We start from the raw sequence: 18,253 nt of genomic DNA on the forward strand, positions 1-18,253 counted from the left end.
CAAGCAGACAAACGGATCACGAGCCCGAGTTGTTCCGTGAATGCAGTCGCTGGAGCGGGATGAGGACAGTGCGAGGAGTCTCCGCACGTCTCCCGCCCTAACTCATTGGAAACAATTGCAGGCTCAAATCGCCCAAATCATGAACGTGATCTGAGTGTCAAGCGGACGCCTGCCGCACGATCCTGGCGACGAAGTCGGATTTTCCGCCCGTGTAGAATTTCCAGTTACCACTTGCCTCCGCAGCCAGTTTGCGCTTCAGCGCGGCATATTCGGCGGCGGCGTCCAGATGATTGCGAAGCCAATCTCGAAACAGGATGCGTTTGACATGTGTGGCGTTTCCCGGCCCGCAGAGGTAAAGGCGAGTGCCGTAAGAGCCATGACCTAACGTGAAGGTCCACATGCCATCCTTGTAGGGATCGCCATGGAAGGTAAGCCCCGCGAGCGATTTCACGCGCTCGACTGCCTCGGGAATCCGCGCTTCGCTCAGAAGCACCACGTCGATGTCGATCTTGGGTTTCGCGCACAGACCGAGGACGGATGTGCTCCCGACATGGTGGATCTCTTCCACCAGGTCGCCGATAAGGTCCAATATCCGGATCTTTTCCCGCTCGAACAGCGCGGGCCATGTTGGATCGTAATCGACAATCTTTATCGCGCTCATGCGTGCAATCAGGCCGCTCGTTTTTCAGTTGCAGCGTGCCCGATTCGCAGACCTCGGGAAAGAAAGCCGAGTCGGCTGTCGGAGATCGTTTGAAAAAAAGAAAGCCGGGGCCGATGCCCCAGCGTCCTTCGCCTCTTGGGAGGTGAGGCGTGCTGCGCCGCGGATGCGCAAAGGACGCAGCAACACCTGAAGTGGCGCATAATCCTTTCCGAAAATCGGTGCGATTTTCGGGGCTATGCGCGTCCGCTTAGTTCTTCGCCTTGTCGACCAGCTTGTTCTTGCCGATCCAGGGCATCATGCCGCGCAGCTTCGCGCCGACTTCCTCGATCTGGTGGGCGTCGTTGACGCGGCGGATGCCCTTGAAGCGGGCGGCACCCGAGCGGTACTCCTGCATCCATTCCGAGGTGAACTTGCCGGTCTGGATGTCTTTGAGAACCCGCTTCATCTCGGCTTTGGTTTCTTCAGTGATGATGCGCGGGCCGGTGACGTATTCGCCCCATTCGGCGGTGTTCGAGATCGAGTAGTTCATGTTGGCGATGCCGCCTTCATAGATCAGGTCGACGATCAGCTTCACTTCGTGCAGGCACTCGAAATAGGCCATTTCCGGGGCATAGCCGGCTTCGACCAGAGTTTCGAAACCGGCGCGGATGAGCTCGACCAGACCGCCGCAGAGAACGACCTGTTCGCCGAAAAGGTCGGTTTCGCACTCTTCCTTGAAGTTGGTTTCGATGATGCCCGAGCGGCCGCCACCGACGCCGCAGGCGTAGGAGAGCGCGAGATCAAGCGCGTTGCCGGAAGCGTTCTGGTGAACGGCAACGAGGCAGGGAACGCCGCCGCCCTTCTGGTATTCGCCGCGAACGGTGTGGCCCGGACCCTTGGGCGCAATCATGACGACGTCGACCGAAGCCTTCGGCTCGATCAGGCCGAAATGGACGTTGAGGCCGTGCGCGAAGGCGATCGCGGCGCCGTCGCGGATGTTGTCAGCGATTTCGCCTTTGTAGATGTCGGCCTGCAGTTCGTCCGGCGTCGCCATCATGATGAGGTCGGCCCACTTGGCGGCTTCCGCGACCGAGAGTACCGAAAGACCGTCGGCCTCGACCTTGGCGGCGGTTGCCGAGCCCGGCTTCAGCGCGATGCGGATTTCCTTGGCGCCGGAGTCCTTGAGGTTCAGCGCATGGGCGCGGCCCTGGCTGCCATAGCCGACGATGGCGACCTTCTTGGACTTGATCAGGTTGAGATCGGCATCACGATCGTAATAGACGCGCATCGAATTTTCCTTCCATTTGCTGGTCTGTTGTTCCACTGGCTGGCCCAAACGCATGACCCGGAAGATCCCCTTGATCTTCGCAAAGGCTTATGCGTCCGTTTGAGACCCGCCGCTACCCTTTCTTGCCGTAGAGCGTAAGAAAGGCGTCGACCGCCCGCTCCGCCCTGCGGCTGAAACCCTTCTTCATCTCGCTTGGATCCTCGCCGAGCAGCATCCGCAAATGCCAGTCGGAAACGACCAGACCGTAGAGCGCACCATAGGCCTCCTCGGCGTCGTCGAAGGCGAGGAGCCCCGCCTTGCGGCCGGCTTCGAGCAGGGCGGCGGCGCGCCGGCCGATCTGGCGACGACCGCGCTCCTGCAGCATGTGGCCGAGCTTCGATCCCTCGCGGCTCGCCTGGCCGATCGCCAACCGGTTCAACGCCAGCGACACGTCGCCGGCGAGCACGTCGAGCAGGTCTTTGGCAAAGGCAACGAGATGCCGGCGCAGGCTCTCCGCATCGAGCGCCCCGGCGGAAACGTCGAGCGTCCTGACCTTGCTCGCCTGGTAGCTGATCATCGCCGAAAGCAGCCCGTCGCGATCGCCGAACCACTTATAGAGGCTTTCCTTTGAGCAATTGGCGGCCCGCGCGATGCCCGCCGTCGTCAGCGCCTTCTCGCCGCCGTCAACAAGCAGTCTCAGCGCCTGTTCGAGCACGGCGCCCTGACGCTCGGTCAGACCACTTCCGGCACTTGCCCCCCTGCTCTCCAAGACACCCTGCACTTCGCCATCGCTCCGTCAGTACCGTACGGTACGGTTCGCATCGTTCTAGTGCGATGGTACGGGAGCGTCAAGGCGATTTTGCGAGGAAATGAATGTGGCAGATGAAAAACGGCCAGCAACTGCAACCGCTGCATTGGCCAGCGCGTCCGTTTCGACGAGGTCAGATCTTCACGAGCATCGCTGTCCCATACATGAAGGCGACACCGGTCGTCAGTCCCGCGATCGTGGTCGGCGCGAGAAGCGCCGTCGACCCACGCCCGTCGGACCGCATCAGATAGGCGGCGACCTCGACCATGACCTGCAGAATGGCTCCCGCCCCGACGGCGAGAGCCAGGGCCGACCACTGTGGCGCGTAGGCAAGGCTGCCGATCCAGAGACCGACGACGGCAGGTCCTCCCGCCAGCAACGCCAGGGCCGCAAAGATCCAGAGAGCCGGCCGCTTCTTCAGCAGCGGCGCCGAAATTCCGATGCCTTCGGTGATGTTGTGCGCCATGAACCCCAACACCAGGAAGGAGCCCAAACCCGCCGCACCTGCCGCGAAAGCCGCACCGATCGCCAGCCCCTCGCCGAGATTATGCAGACCGATGCCGAGCGCGATGAAGGTTGCAAGCGCAAGCCCGCTCGGCGCACCCTGACGTCGCCCGACTGCCATCAGCAGAAGGAAGCTGGCGGCGGCCGCAAGCCAGACCATCGCCTGCCCCTGGAAGATGGCGGCGGACTCGCCCGCAAGCTCGAATGCTTCCGCCGTGGCATCGACGAGAAGGAACGCCAGCAGCCCGACGGTGAGCGCAAGCAGGAAATCCATGCCGTCACGGCCGACGCCACGGAGGGCAGGATAGAACATCATCCCGATCGCCACGGGGACGAGGCCGACAAGGACGCCGAGCAGCCCTTGCGACAGGAGGCTTGTGGCGTTGTGTGCCGTCGTCGGCACGGCGACTGCGATTTCGTGCTCGAACGTCGCCCCCGTGTTGGTGACGATGTTGATCGCGTGTGCCTCGCCCAGCACCCACGGGAAGGGCAAATGAATCCAGGCCGTCGACCCGCGGCCGATCGGCCCTGGCGGATCCTGCGCGAATTGCCAATAGGCGTCGTCGACCTGGACCTGGGCGATCGTCATCGGCTCGGACCCGCCGGCGCGGACGAGGACGCGGATACCGTCATCCGACAGGATCGTCCGCTCGAAGGTCAAGGTCTCGACCGGTGGCGCGCCGTTGCCGAAGCGCGACAAGGGATTCACGGCCACAAGCCAGACGATCGCCAGGCCAAGCGCCGCCATCGGCAGGATGAGCCACAGGAACGCCGCACGGGACTTCCGCGCCGGACCGGCGGTCGGCTCGGCCGCCGCTATGCGGGAGACCTCGTTCATGCGATCGCCTCCACGACATCGAACATGCCCGACCAGCCGAGCTCTGTGAACTCCGACTGATGCGGATGGAACATGTAGAGGCCGGGCTCGTGGTCCTTGAAGGAAAACTCGAGGATGCCGCGTTGGGCCTGAATCTGGGTGATCAGATCGACCGTGCTCAACGTCGGAGTCAACGTCGTTCCTTGCTCGAAATAATTGAAGAAATTGGCGTGCAGGTGGAAGGAGTTGATCGGATCGAACTCGACGACATTGGCCAGATAAATGCGGACCGGCCTGTCCCGCACGATCCGGATCGGGCGCTTCATATAGGCATGCGCGACCGTGTTCACCGCATAGACTTCGTTCTCGTTGTCGAAATTGGTGTCGAAGCCGTTCATCACCATCGCGAACTCCTGCCATTCGGCATTCTCCGGCGTGCCGAGAAGACGGGAACGGGCAATGTCGGTGAGCTCTGGATGCCTGGCGGGATCGGGATCGATGACGAAAAGGCCGTACATGCCCTTCTGGATGTGCCTCTTCAGCGGAAGTGCATGGCAGTGGTAGAGATGGCAGCCGAACGGCCGCGCGTCGAATTCGTACACGAACTCGTCGCCGGGATCGATCAGACCCGCGCCGGGAACGCCGTCCATGCGCGCCGCGTGAATGCCATGAAAATGCATCGAGTGAGGGTGCGAGCCCAGGTTCCTGAAGACGATCCGGAGCCGGTCTCCCTCGGTTGCCCGGAGCGAGGGACCGGGCACGCGCCCATTGTAAGTCCACGCCGGGAACATGATCCCGGGCGCGATTTCGATTTCCTTGTCGATCCCCTCCAACTCGAATGTACGAAGGACCCGTCCGTCGGGCAGTCGGGAGACCGTACCAGTATCCCACTCCGTCAGCAGCTTCGCGGTCTCGAAACCATTGCGCGCTTCATCGACCTCACCGACGGTGATCATCGCTCCATGGGCCGAACCATGGCCCGGCAGGGGCGAAGCGGCCGTATGCGCCGAATGGTCGGCCATATGGTCGGCCAAATGCTCCGATTGAGCGATGGACGATCCGCTCGCACAGATCACGCTCCCGCCGGCGGCCGTAACGCCGCCCCAGAGCAGTCCGCGTCTGGTGATTTCAAACGGCCCCCATCTGGTCATGTGGGCACTCCATCGTTAGTACGATGAAACAAAATAAGCACAAGACAGACAATATAGCAATGGCTAAGTCATGAACAGTGTCCGGCCGATGCGCAGGAGTTGCAGGCGGCGAGACATTTTTAGCCATTTCTATGATTTCGTCGGAGGCCTACGATGTCGTGCAAGGAGCCATGCGATGTCCGACCAAACAGCTCGATCTGAAGAAATCACGATGCCCCTCATCGACCCGGAAACGCAGGTCGAGAGCTTCCGTCAGACCCGGAGCAACCGGCGAACCGAGCTCGTCGAGGACTATGTCGAACTGATTGCCGACCTGATCGACGACAACGGTGAGGCAAGGCAGGTCGAGATCGCGCAGAGGCTCGGCGTTGCCCAGCCGACGGTGGCGAAGATGCTGAAGCGGCTGGCTGCGGAGGAGTTGATCGTCCAGCGGCCATACCGTGGCGTTTTCCTGACGGCTGCCGGAAGGGAAATTGCCGAAAGGTCGAAGGCACGCCACGAGATCGTCGTGTCGTTTCTCCTCGCACTGGGCATCAGTCCGGCCACCGCCCGCATCGATGCCGAGGGCATCGAGCACCACGTCAGCGAGGAAACGCTCGAAGCCTTCGGGCGCTACATCCGCCGCGCGGGCCGCAAGGCGCAGTAACCTCGTCAAAGGATTGGTGTCATCTCAAGATCGCCAGCCGCGCAGCGCCGCCTCCACGAAGGCCGCGACCGCAGCGACGCTCGGCACGCGCGCTCTTTCGGGATGGATCATCAGATAGGCCGGCCGGTCGGCCACGGCCGCCGGTTCGTCGACGATCTCGAAGCGCGGATCATGCCGGGTGGAGAGTTCCGGCAGCATCACCTCGGCGCCGAGCGCAAGCGCCGCCTCGGCCAGGATCTCCAGCTTGTCGGCGGTGAGCACCACCCGGGCCGCCGGCCTTGCTCGGTCGAGCGCCAGCATTTCCGGCACATGCGCCAGCGTATCGCGGTAGCGGACGACCGGGCGCTCGCCCTGCGGAAGGCCGGCGGGGCGGCAGAGCCGGAAACGGATCGCGCCGATGCGCTTGATCCGCGTCGTGTCCTCGCCCGTACGGCCGAGGCGCATGGCGATGTCGGCCTCCCGACGCTCGAAGCTCAGCGCCTGGTCGTCCGCCACGAGGTCGAGGGTGATGCCGGGATGGTTGCGCTCGAGGTCGCCAAGCGCCGGCGCAATGATGTGCGCGAGAACGAAGCTGACGCTCGTCAGCCGCACGTGGCCGTGAAGCTCTGCCGTCGCCCGCTTCAGCGTTGCCATCGACAGCGACGCCTCCTCCGAAATCGCCCGCAGCCGGTCGAGCACCGTGACAAGCACCGGCGTCGGTGCAAGCCGTCCGCCGATGCGGTCGAAAAGCGCCGCACCGATCCGCCGCTCCAGCGCCGCGAGCCGGCGTGTAATGGTCGTCTGGTCGACCCCGAGCGTGCGCGCGGCGGCACTCAGCGTCCCGCCCCGAACGATATGGTCGAGCAATTCGAGGTCAGCCCAGCTCTCTGCAATCATGCAGGTTTATCTCCGAAATGTTCGGCTTCATCCGCGTTTTCGCGGAGCATAGGGTGAAGCATCTGAACAGGCAATGGAGCCCGCCATGACGACCTCGCCCTTCACCCTCTTCTTTCTCGCCGGCCGTGAGCCCATGCCGCCGACGCTTGGCGAAGCCACGCTGATCCTTATTGACTATCAGAACGAGTATCTCTCAGGACCGCTGACACTCGTCCACGCGGAAGCCGCCGTCGGGCGTGCAGGTGCACTGCTTGCCGCCGCCCGGCAGGCCGGCGCGAAGATCATCCATGTCGCGCATAAGGGTGCGGCCGGCGGTCCGTTCGATCGTGCTGCCGAACGCGGCGCCTTCATCGATGCGCTGAAACCGCTTCCCTCGGAAGCGATCGTCGAAAAGCCGCGCCCGAACGCCTTCTCCGGTACCGGACTCGCCGATCTCGTCGGCCCGTCCGGCACGAAGGTCGTGATCGCCGGTTTCATGACCCACAACTGCGTGTCCTCGTCGGCGCGTGCCGCGCTCGATCTCGGTTACGAGATCACCATCGCGGGTGATGCCTGCGCCACCCGCGACCTGCCCTCGCCGGCAGGCGTCGTCACGGCGCGTGAACTGCATATCGCCGAACTCGCGGCACTCGCCGATCGCCATGCCTGCGTCACCGAGGTCGCGACACTCACCGCCGGGAACGGCGACGCAGCCTAAGCTGTTGGTGAAGATGACATTTCGGGCGCCGGCTACCCGCCGGCTCCTCGCCCACATTACAAAAATATAATGATCTCAATGCTTTTCGCCGATCTCGTTCATCTCTATTTTGAGAAGCAATGAACGCCAGCGAAGCGGTGAGGCCATGAGCAAGGCAGCGAATACGATCAGGGACGAGGCGACGGCGCTCAAGCCCGCGCCCGCCAATGTGCGTGTCATCCCGCCAACCGCGCCGCCGGTTCGCCGGAAACGCCGCTCGCGCCTCTGGATCGCCGTGCCGGTGGTCCTCGCCGTGCTCGGCGCCGGCTATTATGCCTGGAGCCAGTACGGGGCCGAGCCGGCGACCGCGATGATCACGCAGGTCGTCACCCGCGGCGACATCGAGGACAACGTCACCGCCGTCGGCACGCTCGACGCCATCAATTCCGTCGATGCCGGCGCACAGGTTTCCGGCCAGCTGAAATCGCTCCATGTCGAAATCGGCGACAAGGTCGAGGCAAACCAGCTTGTCGCCGAAATCGATCCGGCGACGATCGAAAACCGCATCGAGATCGACCAGGCGGAACTCGCCAATCTCGAGGCACAGCTCGTCTCGAAGAAGGCGCAGCTCGTGCTGAAGCAGGCGAACATCGAGCGCCAACGCAATCTGGTCGCGACCAACAGCGTCTCGCAATCGACGCTCGACCAGGCGGTTGCCGACCATGCGGCGGCCGCCGCCGACGTCGACGCGATCTCTGCCCAGATCCGCAAGCAGAAGGCGACGCTTGCCGGCGACAAGGTCGACCTCGGCTACACCAAGATCTATGCGCCGATGGCCGGCACGATCGTCGCCAACCCGGCCAAGGAAGGCCAGACCTTGAACGCCAACCAGACGACGCCGACGATCGTCACCATCGCCGATCTTTCGACGATGACGGTGAAGGCGCAGGTCTCGGAGGCCGATGTCGGCAAGCTGAAGATCGGCATGGACGCCTATTTCACCCTGCTCGGCCAGCCCGGCAAACGCTTCAGCGGCAAATTGCGGCAGATCCAGCCGATGCCGGACACGGAAAACAACGTCGTCCTCTATTACGCCCTCTTCGACGTGCCCAACCCGACGGGCGAACTGATGATGTCGATGAGCGCCCAGGTCTTCTTCGTCGAGGCTGCGGCCAAGGACGTGCTCATCGTGCCGAGCGCGGCGATGCATACGAATGGCGAAGGCAAGGCGCAGGTGACCGTCGTCACGCCCTCGGGCGCGACCGAGAACCGTACTGTCGAGCTCGGCGTCCGCAACCGGGTCAGCGCCGAGATCGTCAGCGGCCTTGAGGAAGGCGACCGCGTCGTCGTCGATACGGCGTCGGCATCGACGGGCGACAGCGCGCGCGGCAGCCGTTCGCGCGGCATCCGCATGCCGCCGATGTTCTGAGCACGCCCATGACCACGCTCCTCTCGCTCAGGGACGTCAGCAAGACCTATTTCAACGGTGATCTCGCCGTCGAGGTGCTGCACGATATCTCGCTCGATATCGAAGCCGGCGAATTCGTCGCGATCATCGGCCAGTCCGGCTCCGGCAAGTCGACGCTGATGAACATTCTCGGCTGCCTCGACCAGCCGACCTCGGGCGAATACCTGATCGATGGCGAACGGGTCTCCGGTTTCGACGGCGACGAGCTTGCGGCGCTGCGCCGCCGCACCTTCGGCTTCGTCTTCCAGGCCTACAACCTGATCCCGACCGCGAGCGCCAGGGAGAATGTCGAGGTGCCGGCCGTCTATGCCGGCGTGCCTGCGCGCGACCGGCACGACCGCGCCGAGAAGCTGCTGAAATCCCTGAAACTCGGCGAGCGGCTCGACCATCGGCCGAGCCAGCTTTCCGGCGGCCAGCAGCAGCGCGTCTCGATCGCCCGGGCGCTGATGAACGGCGGTCGCGTGATCCTCGCCGATGAGCCCACCGGCGCGCTCGACAGCCAGAGCGGCGATGAGGTGATGGCGCTGTTGCGCGCGATGAACGAGAACGGCCACACCGTCATCGTCATCACGCATTCGCGTGAGGTCGCCGAACAGGCCGACCGGCTGATCGAGATCCACGACGGCCGCATCATCGCCGACCGCACGAAAAGGGGGCGCAGCAATCCGGAGGCCGCAGTCGGTCTCGCCCAGCGCACACGCGAAGGCTTCGCCGCGATCGCCGATGTCTCCGAGGCGGTGAAGATGGCGATGCGGGCTTTGCGCGCCAATCTCTTCCGCACCATCCTCACCCTGCTCGGCATCGTCATCGGCGTCGGCTCGGTGGTCGCGATGCTGGCGATCGGGACCGGCGCGCAGGACTCCGTCTTGAGCCGTATCTCCTCGATGGGCTCCGATCTTCTCCTCGTCCGCCCGAGCATGGCCAATTTCCGCGGCAGCGCCGGCGGAAGCAACGTCACGCTGGTGCCCGCCGATGCCGACGCGATCCTGGAGTTGCCGAACGTCGCCTTCGCCGTGCCGGAAATGACGAGCACGGTCACGCTCAGGCGTGGCAATGTCGATTACCAGACGACGGCGAACGGCACGGTGCCGCAGTTCACGGCGGCGAAATCCTGGAGCATGGGCCGCGGCGAGTTCATCAACCGCAACGACATGGAAAGCTACGCGCCGGTCGCCGTCCTCGGCGAGACTGTGGTGAAGACGCTCTTTGCGGACGGCTCCGACCCGATCGGCCAATATGTGCTGGTCAACAAGATCCCCTTCCAGGTGATCGGCGTGATGAGCGAAAAGGGCGCCAGCGCCGGCGGCAACGATCAGGACGACGTCGTCCTCGTGCCGCTGACGACCGGCAGCATGCGCATCTTCGGCCAGCGCAACATCCGCACGATCACCGTCGAGGTGAAGGACGCTTCGGCGATCGACCTGACGCAGGATCGCATCCAGGCGCTGCTCAACGAGCGGCACAAGAAGGAAGACACGCAGATCACCAATATGTCGTCCGTGCGCGAGGCCTTCACCGAGACGTCGAACACGATGAAGCTCTTCCTGGGGTCGGTCGCGGCGATTTCGCTGCTCGTCGGCGGCATCGGCGTCATGAACATCATGCTGGTCAGCGTCAGCGAGCGCACCCGCGAAATCGGCGTGCGCATGGCGACCGGCGCGCGCGAGCGCGACATCCTCGTGCAGTTCATCGTCGAGGCGCTGGTCGTTTCGGCGATCGGCGGAGCGATCGGAGTCGCTGCCGGACTGGGCACCGGCGCTCTCGCCAAGACCTTCGGCATGCCGGTCAGCTTCACCATCGGCCCCGTGGCGCTCGCCTTCGCCTGCTCGTTCCTCACCGGCCTGCTCTTCGGCTTCCTGCCAGCCCGCAACGCCTCCCGCCTCCAGCCCGCGGTGGCGCTCAGCGCGGACTAATCCGGATGCGTCCCCGCGGCCGCCCCGAATTCACACCGAAGGCTCCATCACCGCGACGAATTTCTGCGCCAGGTCCTGCGACGCCGCCTTTCGCGGGTGGAGCTCGTCGTTCCACCGCCCCTGCACGACGTCCTTCAGGCGGACGACCGTGACATTGTCCTGGGCGCGCTCGATCCGCTCGAGCATGTCGTAGAGACGGTCAACGAGGTAGGTGAGAATGCCTTCGATCAGCGCGCCGTCGCCCGTCAGGCTGAAGCCGCGACGGGTGAAGGGCTGGCCGAGCCAAGGGCCGTTCGCCACCGGCTTCGGAACGTCGTAGCCATGGACCAGCATCTGCGTCCGCTTCGGGGTCGACAGGATCGCAACGTCGCGCGCGATCTCGTTATAGCCGTCCTCGAGCGACCGCACCTTGCGGTCGAGGACATCCAGGCGGAGAAAACTTCTCGGATCGCCGGGTGTGCCGGAGGTCCGCGGCCGCAGCAGCTCCGTCAGGGCACCACCGCCGAGGATGTCGTTGCCGCCACCCGAAAAGATGAAGAAGTCGAATGAGGCGGATTTCACCAGTTGGCGGTAATCCTTCTTCTGCCGCATCTGCTCGAACGTATCACCCGGATAGGCGACGTTCTGGGCGTAGTAGCGCCCCTCGAGGATATCGAAGAATGTCGGTGCGTAGCCCGCCAGCGCCGACAGCGGCCAGAGGATGTTGATCCAGGAATCGCCGTCCGCGCAGATGCGGATGCCGCCCGCCTTGCGCGCGTAATTCGTGTCCGCGGGCAAGGCTGAAGATTGCAGCGCACGCACGGCCCGTTCGTCCGTCAGGTAGCGGCCTTGCGCATCCTTGACATGATAGACGAGGCAGATCCCGGGGTCTTTCTCGAGGAAAACCGAGGCGGTGCCGGTTTCGTCCTTGATCGCCTTCCGGCTGCCCTCGCTCACCTCCGCCCCCGCGGTCTTGCCGACGGCCTTGCGGTTTTTTTTCTCCTTCGCGCTTCCCATGCCACGCCCCCGAACAATCGGAAAGAACTAACACATATCCGGGTATTGGAACAGACCGGCGCAATCCTGGATAGATCCGCTGCGGCCGCCCATGGAAGGCCCTCTGGGGTCCGTGACGCGGAGAAATGGCGCGAATGGAGCCATTGCCACAATTTTGCTTCACGCAGGCGGCAAAGTCCGCTCGCTATCCAGCGGATGGCAGGGGAATACCGAATTTTTGTTTCGTTAGAGTTGGGCCAGAACCTCTGGGTTCGCCCGCCTGTTGGGGCCGTGTTGCAGCGTTCGACGCAATACGGGAACGTCACCGTTCTGCGCGCTGGATAGAGAAACAAGATTGAGAGCGGACTCGGCTTGGCCGAGCCCGAGGGTGTGTTATTGCGCGTTCGAGCGAGCGCGCAATGGCGTTCTAGTGCTTTGATTCCAAAGCACTTTACTCGCTTTCAGCGTTTCCGCATAGAGGCGGATGGCTCTCAGCAGTGAACGCACACCGAAAAATGGCAAGGAGACTCAAGCCATGAGGGTTATAGCGTTTCTCGCCGCAATATATGTCGCCTTTACAATGCCGGATACGGCTGCCGCCGGCATGTTGGCCCAGGCCCAGCAATTTACCGGGATGCATGAAGTCAAGCACAACAGGCGGCTGCGCGCCGCCCTCGGCATCAACCCCGCCCGCACGCCGTGGTGCGGCTATTTCATGGGCATGATTGCCCGGAAGGCCGGTCGGCAACCGCCCAAATCCTATAGTTTCGCAAGTTCCTGGCGGCACTTCGGTGCGCCCGTGCGTCTCTCCTACGCGCGTCCAGGCGACGTCATCGTCGTGCGCACCGGCCGCGGCTACCACGTCGGAGTCCTCTCCGCCCTATCCAAGTCCACCGCACAGCTGATTGGCGGCAACCAGTCGGGGCGCGTTCAGCTGTCGCAGTTCAGCCGAAGACAGGTCGTAGCCGTACGAAGATAACCGCGAGAAGGCGCGGCCTTCGAAGTATTGAAGCCATCGCTGCGCGCCGCCGCTGACGTTTGCGCGCCTGCGCGTCTGAAAAGACGCGCGGCGCGGTAATGCCTCAGATCCGCCGCGCACCGTCGATCCGTTCCCAGTAGCGGCCGTTCGATTGAGACTGGCGGGCGAAATAATCATAGGGGGTCCTCGACCAGTCGCGGACCGAATTGGTCATGTTGTCGAGTACGAGGTCTCCCTCGCTGGTGCGCACAGTCAGCACCGTGTGCCCCTGGCCGCGGTAGCGGGCAACCGTCAAGAGCAGCGCCGAGGCGGGCCAGCCGCGCTTGAGCAATTCGCGCTTCTTCAGAATGGCGAAATCCTCGCAGTCGCCATAGGCCGTGGGCACGCGCCAATCGTCGTCCCTGCCGACATTTGCCAGGTCACTCCGCTCTCTGATGCGCGCGTTGACCGCACGGTTGACCTGCTGCAACTCGCTCGCCTTTTCCGGCTGCAGAACCACAAGCTTGCTTCCGCCGCCGGTCCTGCACAGGCGCGGCTCGCTCGTGCAGAACGAGGCGAAGGCCGGTGGCGCAAAGGCCTTGCCACCGGTCCTCATCGTCGTACCGGCATCCGCCACCTGCGGCACTACGAACAGCAACAGAGATGCGGTCTGGGCCATGAAGAATTTCATGAAAATGACCTCCAGCGGCGGGCGTAACGCTCCCGAGACCAACTACAGATAACCAAAGGGGATTAACTCAAGGTTGATTAGCCCGAAATTGGGCGATGTTGTGGCCGAACTACTAATATTTCGTAACTTGATCCTCCAGCGCTTTACGCGAATTATTTATTACTTTTTCAAATATTTATTTTTCGGAGTTGCGTAATGTCTAGATTAAACAAATCCGTATTAAAGATTTTCTTTATCCTCTCCACAGCATCCATAACATCAGTAGTTCTCGCATCGGACGCAGGCGCAGTACAGCGACAGCGTATGACTGCAAAACAATGCAGCTCGCTGACGGAGGATAACTTTGCGGCCTGTTGCGTAGCGCTCAATCGCTCGACGATCCTCACACCTGCACAGATCAAAATGTGCCCTCCCCTGTCGACAGCAACCATAAAGGGTGCCGCGACGAGCGGAGACGAGCGCAGTGATGCCAGCCCGCCCAAAGGCGGTGGCGGTGGAAAAGGCAGCGGTGGCACTGGCGGTAGCGGCGGTACCGGCGGCGGCGGCGGCGGCAGCAGCCCTCCCCCTCCTGGCGGCGGCGGTGACAACGGCGGCGGCGGTGACAACGGCGGCGGCGGTGGTGGCGGCGGCAACGGCGGCGGCGGCGGCGGCGGCAATGGTGGTGGCGGCGGCGGCGACAATGGCGGCGGCGACAATGGCGGCGGCGACGGCGGCGGCGGCGACAACGACGGCGGCGGCAACGGCGGCGGCGGCGGCAACGGCGGCGGCGACAATGGCGGCGGCGACAACGGCGGCGGCGACAATGGCGGCGGCGACGGCGGCGGCGGCGACAACGGCGGCGGCGACAACGGCGGCGACAACGGCGGCGGCGGCGACAACGGCGGCGGCGACAACGGCGGCGGTGGCGACAACGGCGGCGGTGACAACGGCGGCGGCGGCGACAACGGCGGCGGCAACGGCGGCGGCGGCGGTGGTGACAACGGCGGCGGTGGCGACAACGGCGGTGGTGACAACGGCGGCGGCGGCGACAACGGCGGCGGCAACGGCGGCGGTGGCGACAACGGCGGCGGCGGTGACAACGGCGGCGGCGACAACGGCGGCGGCAAGAACAAGGATAAGGCCGGCGGCAAGGGCAAGGACAAGGCCGGCGGCAAGGGCAAGGACAAGGCCGGCGGCAAGGGCAAGGACAAGGCCGGCGGCAAGGACAAGGACAAGGCCGGCGGCAAAGCCAAGGACAAGGGCGGCGACAAGGCACCGGGCAAGGGCGGCGACAAGGCACCTGGCAAGGGCGGCGACAAGGCACCTGGCAAGGGCGATGACAAGGCGCCGGGCAATGGGGGCGACAAGGCACCCGGCAAGGCCGGCGACAACGGCGCAGGTGAAGGCGGGCAAGCCAACAATGGCAAAGGCAACGGCGGCGGTGACGGAATTCCAGGTAATTCCGAGCAAAGCGACGACAACCGTTGATGCATGCGTGGCGCGTTCGAACGGACGCGCCATGCAATGTGCGCACTTTATAAAAGCGCGCGCGGCAGGAAATCCCTCCGCTTTCAGGCCTCACCTGAGCGCGAGGTGACCTGCCGAGACTGGCGGGTTCCCGCAGCCTTCATGCGACTGGAAAGTCGCACGGCTATAAGGGCCCGCCTTCTTTTCCCTCGTCCATCCCGGCGGACCCACGCTATTCTTGCGAGGGGCGCGAACGCCCACAATCAGCGATCGTCAGCAGTTATACGCAGATCGGGAGCCCCCGCCTGTACGCCAGGCCGCCCGTTCGGATTGGGCCTCGAACGACAGGCTCCTACAGCGCCGCGCGTCTTGTCAGACGCGCAAAGGTCGCTGTAGCACTTTGAATTACTGCATGTCTTTGTCCTTAAATCGAGGTCGATTTAAGGATACATGCAGTAGGCTGCTTTAGAACCGAATGGCGACGCCGAGGATCGGTCCGTGCTGGATCACGTCGTAAGTGAAGCCGTCGTCGCTGTAGTCGACGCCCATGGCCCGATAGCCAGCAAGGGCCGAGATCCGATCGTTGACGTTGTAGCCGATCGCCCCGGCCACGTCCCAATCGAGGTCGGCGGCACCGGCGCCGACGAGGCCCCAGCCGGTCACATACCACTCCGGCGTGAACGAATAGACGCCGCGCAAGCCGACCAGTCCGTCGACCCAGGTTGCCCCGTCGTCCCTGGAACGGCCGTCCAGGATGCCGCCGCTGAACGAGATCGTCGTGTCGGCCGACCAGACCCTGGCACCGCCGATCACGTCAAGACGCGCGTTGCTGTCGTCAACGACCGCGTAGCCGGCCCCGACGAAAGCCGTGAATGTTTCCGCCTTAACGTTGACTTTTTCGGCGAGAATGCCGTGCGGCGTAGCCGAATCCGTCGACACCTTCACGTATTCCAAATCCGTGAAGATGCTGAAGCGGCCATATCGCGCATCACCCGCCGCCATGAATGCGAAATCGAGGTCCGAGAAGATGTCGCTGAAACTCTGGTCGATCTCGACCGAAGGCAAGCCGAATGACGCCACGTCCCCCTCGAGCCCGGCCATCCAGAAATAGGGAGCGAAGGAGAACGACCAGCCGTCCGGGCTCTCGTCGGGCTGCGGTTGAGGCGCCAGCGCCGGCAGGACATCCGCCCCGTAAACCGGGCCGTTGGTTGCGAGCGCGAGAAACGGAACAAGAACGCAGATTGACGCAACTCTCATGCTAGCTCCCCCGCGCCGCTTGGCGCCTTCGCTATCTGACCGTCCTCCTGTGGACTGGCCGGCATTCCCTTTTTAGCGCCGTTGCGTAGCTTCAAAGATTCGCAAGGCGAATGCAACGCATTGAATTGCTGAATGATTTTCTCGGCAAGTCGCGCTCGATCCAGCAAATCACAGAGCCGGACTATCCCACAACTACGCAGCCTAGACAAGAATCCGTAGCCGACACACGCACGGGACCGAGCTCATTGTGGCTTCCGTGCACCTCCACCGTGACGCCAGTTCCAGCGAGCGCGATGGCAACCTTTCAGCAACCCCTCGTCCCGATAATGCCGGCGCAATCGAGGACCGAATCGGATGGCGAAGGCGAGTTCAAAGAGGCGGAAGCGCGGCACGAGCCGGAAGGGCCATGGCGGCGGGATGGCGCCGTGGTATGTCGCGGCTGTCCTTATCATCGGCGGTATCGCGGCCTATGACCACCGGGCGAAACTACCGGATCTGCCCGGCGCCTCCGAGATGGTCGCCATGCTTTCACCGAGCGAGACGAAGACAAGGCCGGTGGCCACGCAGACGCGGCCGAAGCCGAAAGAGCATACCGGCTCGATCGACAGGAAGCCGGCGCTTGCAGCCCCTTCGCCGATCGTCGGAAAGCCGGCGCTTGTGCCGCCGGCTCCGGTCGGGCGACCGATGGAGCAGCCGACGCCCCGGTTTGGCGACGCCAACACGTTCTATTTTTGCGGCATTCGCAACGACAATTGCGTCGTCGACGGCGATACCTTCCTCTTCAAGGGCGAAAAGATCCTGATCGCCGACATCGACGCGCCGGAGACGAAAGAGGCGAAATGCGAAGCGGAACGCGCGCGCGGCTTCTACGCCAAGCAGCGGCTGCGCGAATTGCTGAACGCCGGCAAATTCACGCTGGTCGCATCGAGAGGCGGCGGGGGCAAGGAAGGCGGGACTCCCAACCTGGTGATGCGCAACGGACGATCGCTTGGCGACGTTCTCGTCGCCGAGGGGCTCGTACGCAAACGGACGGGAGAACCGTCCTCCTGGTGCGGCCGCTCCGCCGCTCGCGTCTCCGGCTGATCCAATATCACCCCGTCGTTTGGGCGCCCGCTCAGGCGAAGCGTTCGTGATCGGCGAGCACCGCCTCGATCACGCGGCGCGATTTCTCCACTTCGAGGCGATCGGTGCCCGGAACCTCGGCATAGACGATGAGCGCCTTCCAGAGCGTCCAGCCGCGGCCGCGCGCCCAGGTCGCTTCGTCGAGCGGCAACGCGGCGCGGAACACCTCCCGGCTTGCCCCGTGAAAAAAGGTCCAGGCGACCGAGAGGTCGCACGAGGGATCGCCGATGCCGGAGGTGCCGAAATCGATGACGGCGCTCAACCGGCCATCCTCAACCAGAAGATTGCCGGAGCTGACGTCGCCGTGGAACCAGACCGGCGTGCCGCTCCAGGTCGCGGCGAGCGCCGCTTCCCGAACGGCGTGCGCCGCATCCGTATCGATCCTGCCCTCAAGGGCTTCGAGCGCGCGACGCGTTTCCCCGTCATAGACGGTGAGCGGTCCGCCCCGGAAGAAGTTGTGCTGCCCCGGCGGCGGCCCGTCGGTGGCGTCGGCCTCCTGGAGAGCGACGAGGAACCCTGCCAGCGCCGTCGCGAAGGCGCTGAGATCCGTGACAGGCGCATGGGTCGCGACCTCGCCCTCGCGCCACTTGTAGATCGACCACGGCCAGGGATAGCCCTCGCCCGGCCGGCCTTGAGCCAAGGGCACGGGAATGGGAAGCGGCAGGCGCGGCGCAAGCACCGGCAGCCATCGCTGCTCCTTCTCGACCTGAAGCGCATAGGGCGCGGCACTGGGCAGCCGTACGGTCATGTGGCTACCCAGATGAAAAGTCCGATTGTCCCATCCGCCGAACCGGACGGGGCTGATCGGAAGATGCGCCCACCTTGGAAATTGCGCGGCAATCAACCGGGTGACGAGGGATGCGTCGATGGTCATCATATCCACAGTTGCATTTGGCAGCGAAGGATATCGCCCTTGTAGGGCATAACGCAGCAAAGCACAAAACCGCTTTCCGCGCTCGCGCCGCCCTAAACTACGAGAATCCATCACATTTAGGCTCTCAAATCGCTTCAGCAGCTTATTGTCATCGGCGGGTGTCG

Annotated in this window: 17 protein-coding genes; 7 read left to right on the plus strand and 10 right to left on the minus strand. The window is 63.9% G+C overall.

The genetic code is table 11. The features are described from left to right. Window positions 1-157: 157 nt before the first annotated feature. From RB548_RS11845 to RB548_RS11865, 5 genes are all read right to left on the minus strand, one after another. The gene (locus RB548_RS11845) at window positions 158-661 is read right to left on the minus strand and encodes a GrpB family protein (protein WP_331371510.1); all 504 of its coding nucleotides are present in this window, start codon (window positions 659-661) and stop codon (window positions 158-160) included. A 247-nt stretch (window positions 662-908) separates the two neighbouring features. Further along, complete coding sequence (gene ilvC, locus RB548_RS11850) at window positions 909-1,928, minus strand: ketol-acid reductoisomerase (RefSeq protein WP_173509929.1); 1,020 nt, start codon at window positions 1,926-1,928, stop codon at window positions 909-911. A gap of 112 nt (window positions 1,929-2,040) precedes the next feature. Further along, the gene (locus tag RB548_RS11855; protein WP_331371511.1) at window positions 2,041-2,688 is read right to left on the minus strand and encodes a TetR/AcrR family transcriptional regulator; all 648 of its coding nucleotides are present in this window, start codon (window positions 2,686-2,688) and stop codon (window positions 2,041-2,043) included. 160 nt (window positions 2,689-2,848) lie between these two features. After that, window positions 2,849-4,057, minus strand: a complete 1,209-nt coding sequence (locus RB548_RS11860) for a ZIP family metal transporter (protein ID WP_331371512.1) — start codon at window positions 4,055-4,057, stop codon at window positions 2,849-2,851. Further along, complete coding sequence (locus RB548_RS11865; RefSeq protein ID WP_331371513.1) at window positions 4,054-5,187, minus strand: multicopper oxidase domain-containing protein; 1,134 nt, start codon at window positions 5,185-5,187, stop codon at window positions 4,054-4,056. The genes RB548_RS11860 and RB548_RS11865 overlap by 4 nt, the downstream gene beginning before the upstream one ends. A 175-nt stretch (window positions 5,188-5,362) precedes the next feature. On the opposite strand from RB548_RS11865, the gene mntR reads away from it, so the two are divergent. Then, window positions 5,363-5,833, plus strand: a complete 471-nt coding sequence (gene mntR / locus RB548_RS11870) for a manganese-binding transcriptional regulator MntR (RefSeq protein WP_331371514.1) — start codon at window positions 5,363-5,365, stop codon at window positions 5,831-5,833. A 24-nt stretch (window positions 5,834-5,857) separates the two neighbouring features. Here mntR and RB548_RS11875 read toward each other — a convergent pair whose 3' ends face one another. Then, complete coding sequence (locus RB548_RS11875; RefSeq protein ID WP_331371515.1) at window positions 5,858-6,709, minus strand: LysR family transcriptional regulator; 852 nt, start codon at window positions 6,707-6,709, stop codon at window positions 5,858-5,860. Window positions 6,710-6,794: 85 nt separating this feature from the next. On the opposite strand from RB548_RS11875, the gene RB548_RS11880 reads away from it, so the two are divergent. The 3 genes from RB548_RS11880 (at window position 6,795) to RB548_RS11890 (ending at window position 10,766) form a co-directional block, all read left to right on the plus strand. Beyond that, entirely contained in the window at window positions 6,795-7,406 is a 612-nt protein-coding gene (locus RB548_RS11880; protein ID WP_331371516.1) for an isochorismatase family protein, read from the plus strand. A 145-nt stretch (window positions 7,407-7,551) separates the two neighbouring features. After that, window positions 7,552-8,814 (plus strand): macrolide transporter subunit MacA, encoded by a 1,263-nt coding sequence (macA, locus tag RB548_RS11885; protein ID WP_331371517.1) that lies wholly within the window; start codon window positions 7,552-7,554, stop codon window positions 8,812-8,814. 8 nt (window positions 8,815-8,822) lie between these two features. After that, on the plus strand, window positions 8,823-10,766 hold the full coding sequence (locus RB548_RS11890; protein WP_331371518.1) for a MacB family efflux pump subunit: 1,944 nt from the start codon (window positions 8,823-8,825) through the stop codon (window positions 10,764-10,766). Between the two features lie 30 nt (window positions 10,767-10,796). Here the strand turns inward: RB548_RS11890 and RB548_RS11895 are convergent, their stop codons facing one another. After that, the gene (locus tag RB548_RS11895) at window positions 10,797-11,762 is read right to left on the minus strand and encodes a hypothetical protein (RefSeq protein ID WP_331371519.1); all 966 of its coding nucleotides are present in this window, start codon (window positions 11,760-11,762) and stop codon (window positions 10,797-10,799) included. A 514-nt stretch (window positions 11,763-12,276) separates the two neighbouring features. On the opposite strand from RB548_RS11895, the gene RB548_RS11900 reads away from it, so the two are divergent. Next, the gene (locus RB548_RS11900; RefSeq protein WP_331371520.1) at window positions 12,277-12,720 is read left to right on the plus strand and encodes a TIGR02594 family protein; all 444 of its coding nucleotides are present in this window, start codon (window positions 12,277-12,279) and stop codon (window positions 12,718-12,720) included. Window positions 12,721-12,823: 103 nt separating this feature from the next. Here RB548_RS11900 and RB548_RS11905 read toward each other — a convergent pair whose 3' ends face one another. Beyond that, window positions 12,824-13,390, minus strand: a complete 567-nt coding sequence (locus RB548_RS11905) for a transglutaminase-like cysteine peptidase (RefSeq protein ID WP_331371521.1) — start codon at window positions 13,388-13,390, stop codon at window positions 12,824-12,826. A 402-nt stretch (window positions 13,391-13,792) separates the two neighbouring features. Here RB548_RS11905 and RB548_RS11910 point away from each other — a divergent pair, with 402 nt between their 5' ends. After that, window positions 13,793-14,857 carry a hypothetical protein gene (locus RB548_RS11910; protein ID WP_331371522.1) on the plus strand — a complete coding sequence of 355 codons (1,065 nt, stop codon included), beginning with the start codon at window positions 13,793-13,795 and terminating at the stop codon, window positions 14,855-14,857. A gap of 444 nt (window positions 14,858-15,301) precedes the next feature. Here the strand turns inward: RB548_RS11910 and RB548_RS11915 are convergent, their stop codons facing one another. Further along, the gene (locus RB548_RS11915; protein WP_331371523.1) at window positions 15,302-16,093 is read right to left on the minus strand and encodes a hypothetical protein; all 792 of its coding nucleotides are present in this window, start codon (window positions 16,091-16,093) and stop codon (window positions 15,302-15,304) included. Window positions 16,094-16,447: 354 nt separating this feature from the next. Between RB548_RS11915 and RB548_RS11920 the strand changes: the two genes are divergently transcribed. Beyond that, complete coding sequence (locus tag RB548_RS11920) at window positions 16,448-17,176, plus strand: thermonuclease family protein (protein WP_331371524.1); 729 nt, start codon at window positions 16,448-16,450, stop codon at window positions 17,174-17,176. 31 nt (window positions 17,177-17,207) lie between these two features. Here the strand turns inward: RB548_RS11920 and RB548_RS11925 are convergent, their stop codons facing one another. Further along, the gene (locus RB548_RS11925; RefSeq protein ID WP_331371525.1) at window positions 17,208-18,092 is read right to left on the minus strand and encodes an aminoglycoside phosphotransferase family protein; all 885 of its coding nucleotides are present in this window, start codon (window positions 18,090-18,092) and stop codon (window positions 17,208-17,210) included. Window positions 18,093-18,253: the final 161 nt, after the last annotated feature.

It is taken from the genome of Sinorhizobium chiapasense (genome assembly GCF_036488675.1).
Taxonomy (GTDB): domain Bacteria; phylum Pseudomonadota; class Alphaproteobacteria; order Rhizobiales; family Rhizobiaceae; genus Sinorhizobium; species Sinorhizobium chiapasense.

Bases quoted from the DNA above. Each gene is read 5' to 3' on its own strand.
- RB548_RS11880 (WP_331371516.1), top strand. From the start codon at position 6,795: ATGACGACCTCGCCCTTCACCCTCTTCTTTCTCGCCGGCCGTGAGCCC.
- RB548_RS11895 (WP_331371519.1), bottom strand. From the start codon at position 11,762: ATGGGAAGCGCGAAGGAGAAAAAAAACCGCAAGGCCGTCGGCAAGACC.
- mntR (WP_331371514.1), top strand. From the start codon at position 5,363: ATGTCCGACCAAACAGCTCGATCTGAAGAAATCACGATGCCCCTCATC.
- RB548_RS11915 (WP_331371523.1), bottom strand. From the start codon at position 16,093: ATGAGAGTTGCGTCAATCTGCGTTCTTGTTCCGTTTCTCGCGCTCGCA.
- RB548_RS11845 (WP_331371510.1), bottom strand. From the start codon at position 661: ATGAGCGCGATAAAGATTGTCGATTACGATCCAACATGGCCCGCGCTG.
- RB548_RS11875 (WP_331371515.1), bottom strand. From the start codon at position 6,709: ATGATTGCAGAGAGCTGGGCTGACCTCGAATTGCTCGACCATATCGTT.
- RB548_RS11900 (WP_331371520.1), top strand. From the start codon at position 12,277: ATGAGGGTTATAGCGTTTCTCGCCGCAATATATGTCGCCTTTACAATG.
- macA (WP_331371517.1), top strand. From the start codon at position 7,552: ATGAGCAAGGCAGCGAATACGATCAGGGACGAGGCGACGGCGCTCAAG.
- ilvC (WP_173509929.1), bottom strand. From the start codon at position 1,928: ATGCGCGTCTATTACGATCGTGATGCCGATCTCAACCTGATCAAGTCC.
- RB548_RS11860 (WP_331371512.1), bottom strand. From the start codon at position 4,057: ATGAACGAGGTCTCCCGCATAGCGGCGGCCGAGCCGACCGCCGGTCCG.
- RB548_RS11910 (WP_331371522.1), top strand. From the start codon at position 13,793: ATGTGCCCTCCCCTGTCGACAGCAACCATAAAGGGTGCCGCGACGAGC.
- RB548_RS11865 (WP_331371513.1), bottom strand. From the start codon at position 5,187: ATGACCAGATGGGGGCCGTTTGAAATCACCAGACGCGGACTGCTCTGG.
- RB548_RS11905 (WP_331371521.1), bottom strand. From the start codon at position 13,390: ATGAAATTCTTCATGGCCCAGACCGCATCTCTGTTGCTGTTCGTAGTG.
- RB548_RS11920 (WP_331371524.1), top strand. From the start codon at position 16,448: ATGGCGAAGGCGAGTTCAAAGAGGCGGAAGCGCGGCACGAGCCGGAAG.
- RB548_RS11890 (WP_331371518.1), top strand. From the start codon at position 8,823: ATGACCACGCTCCTCTCGCTCAGGGACGTCAGCAAGACCTATTTCAAC.
- RB548_RS11925 (WP_331371525.1), bottom strand. From the start codon at position 18,092: ATGATGACCATCGACGCATCCCTCGTCACCCGGTTGATTGCCGCGCAA.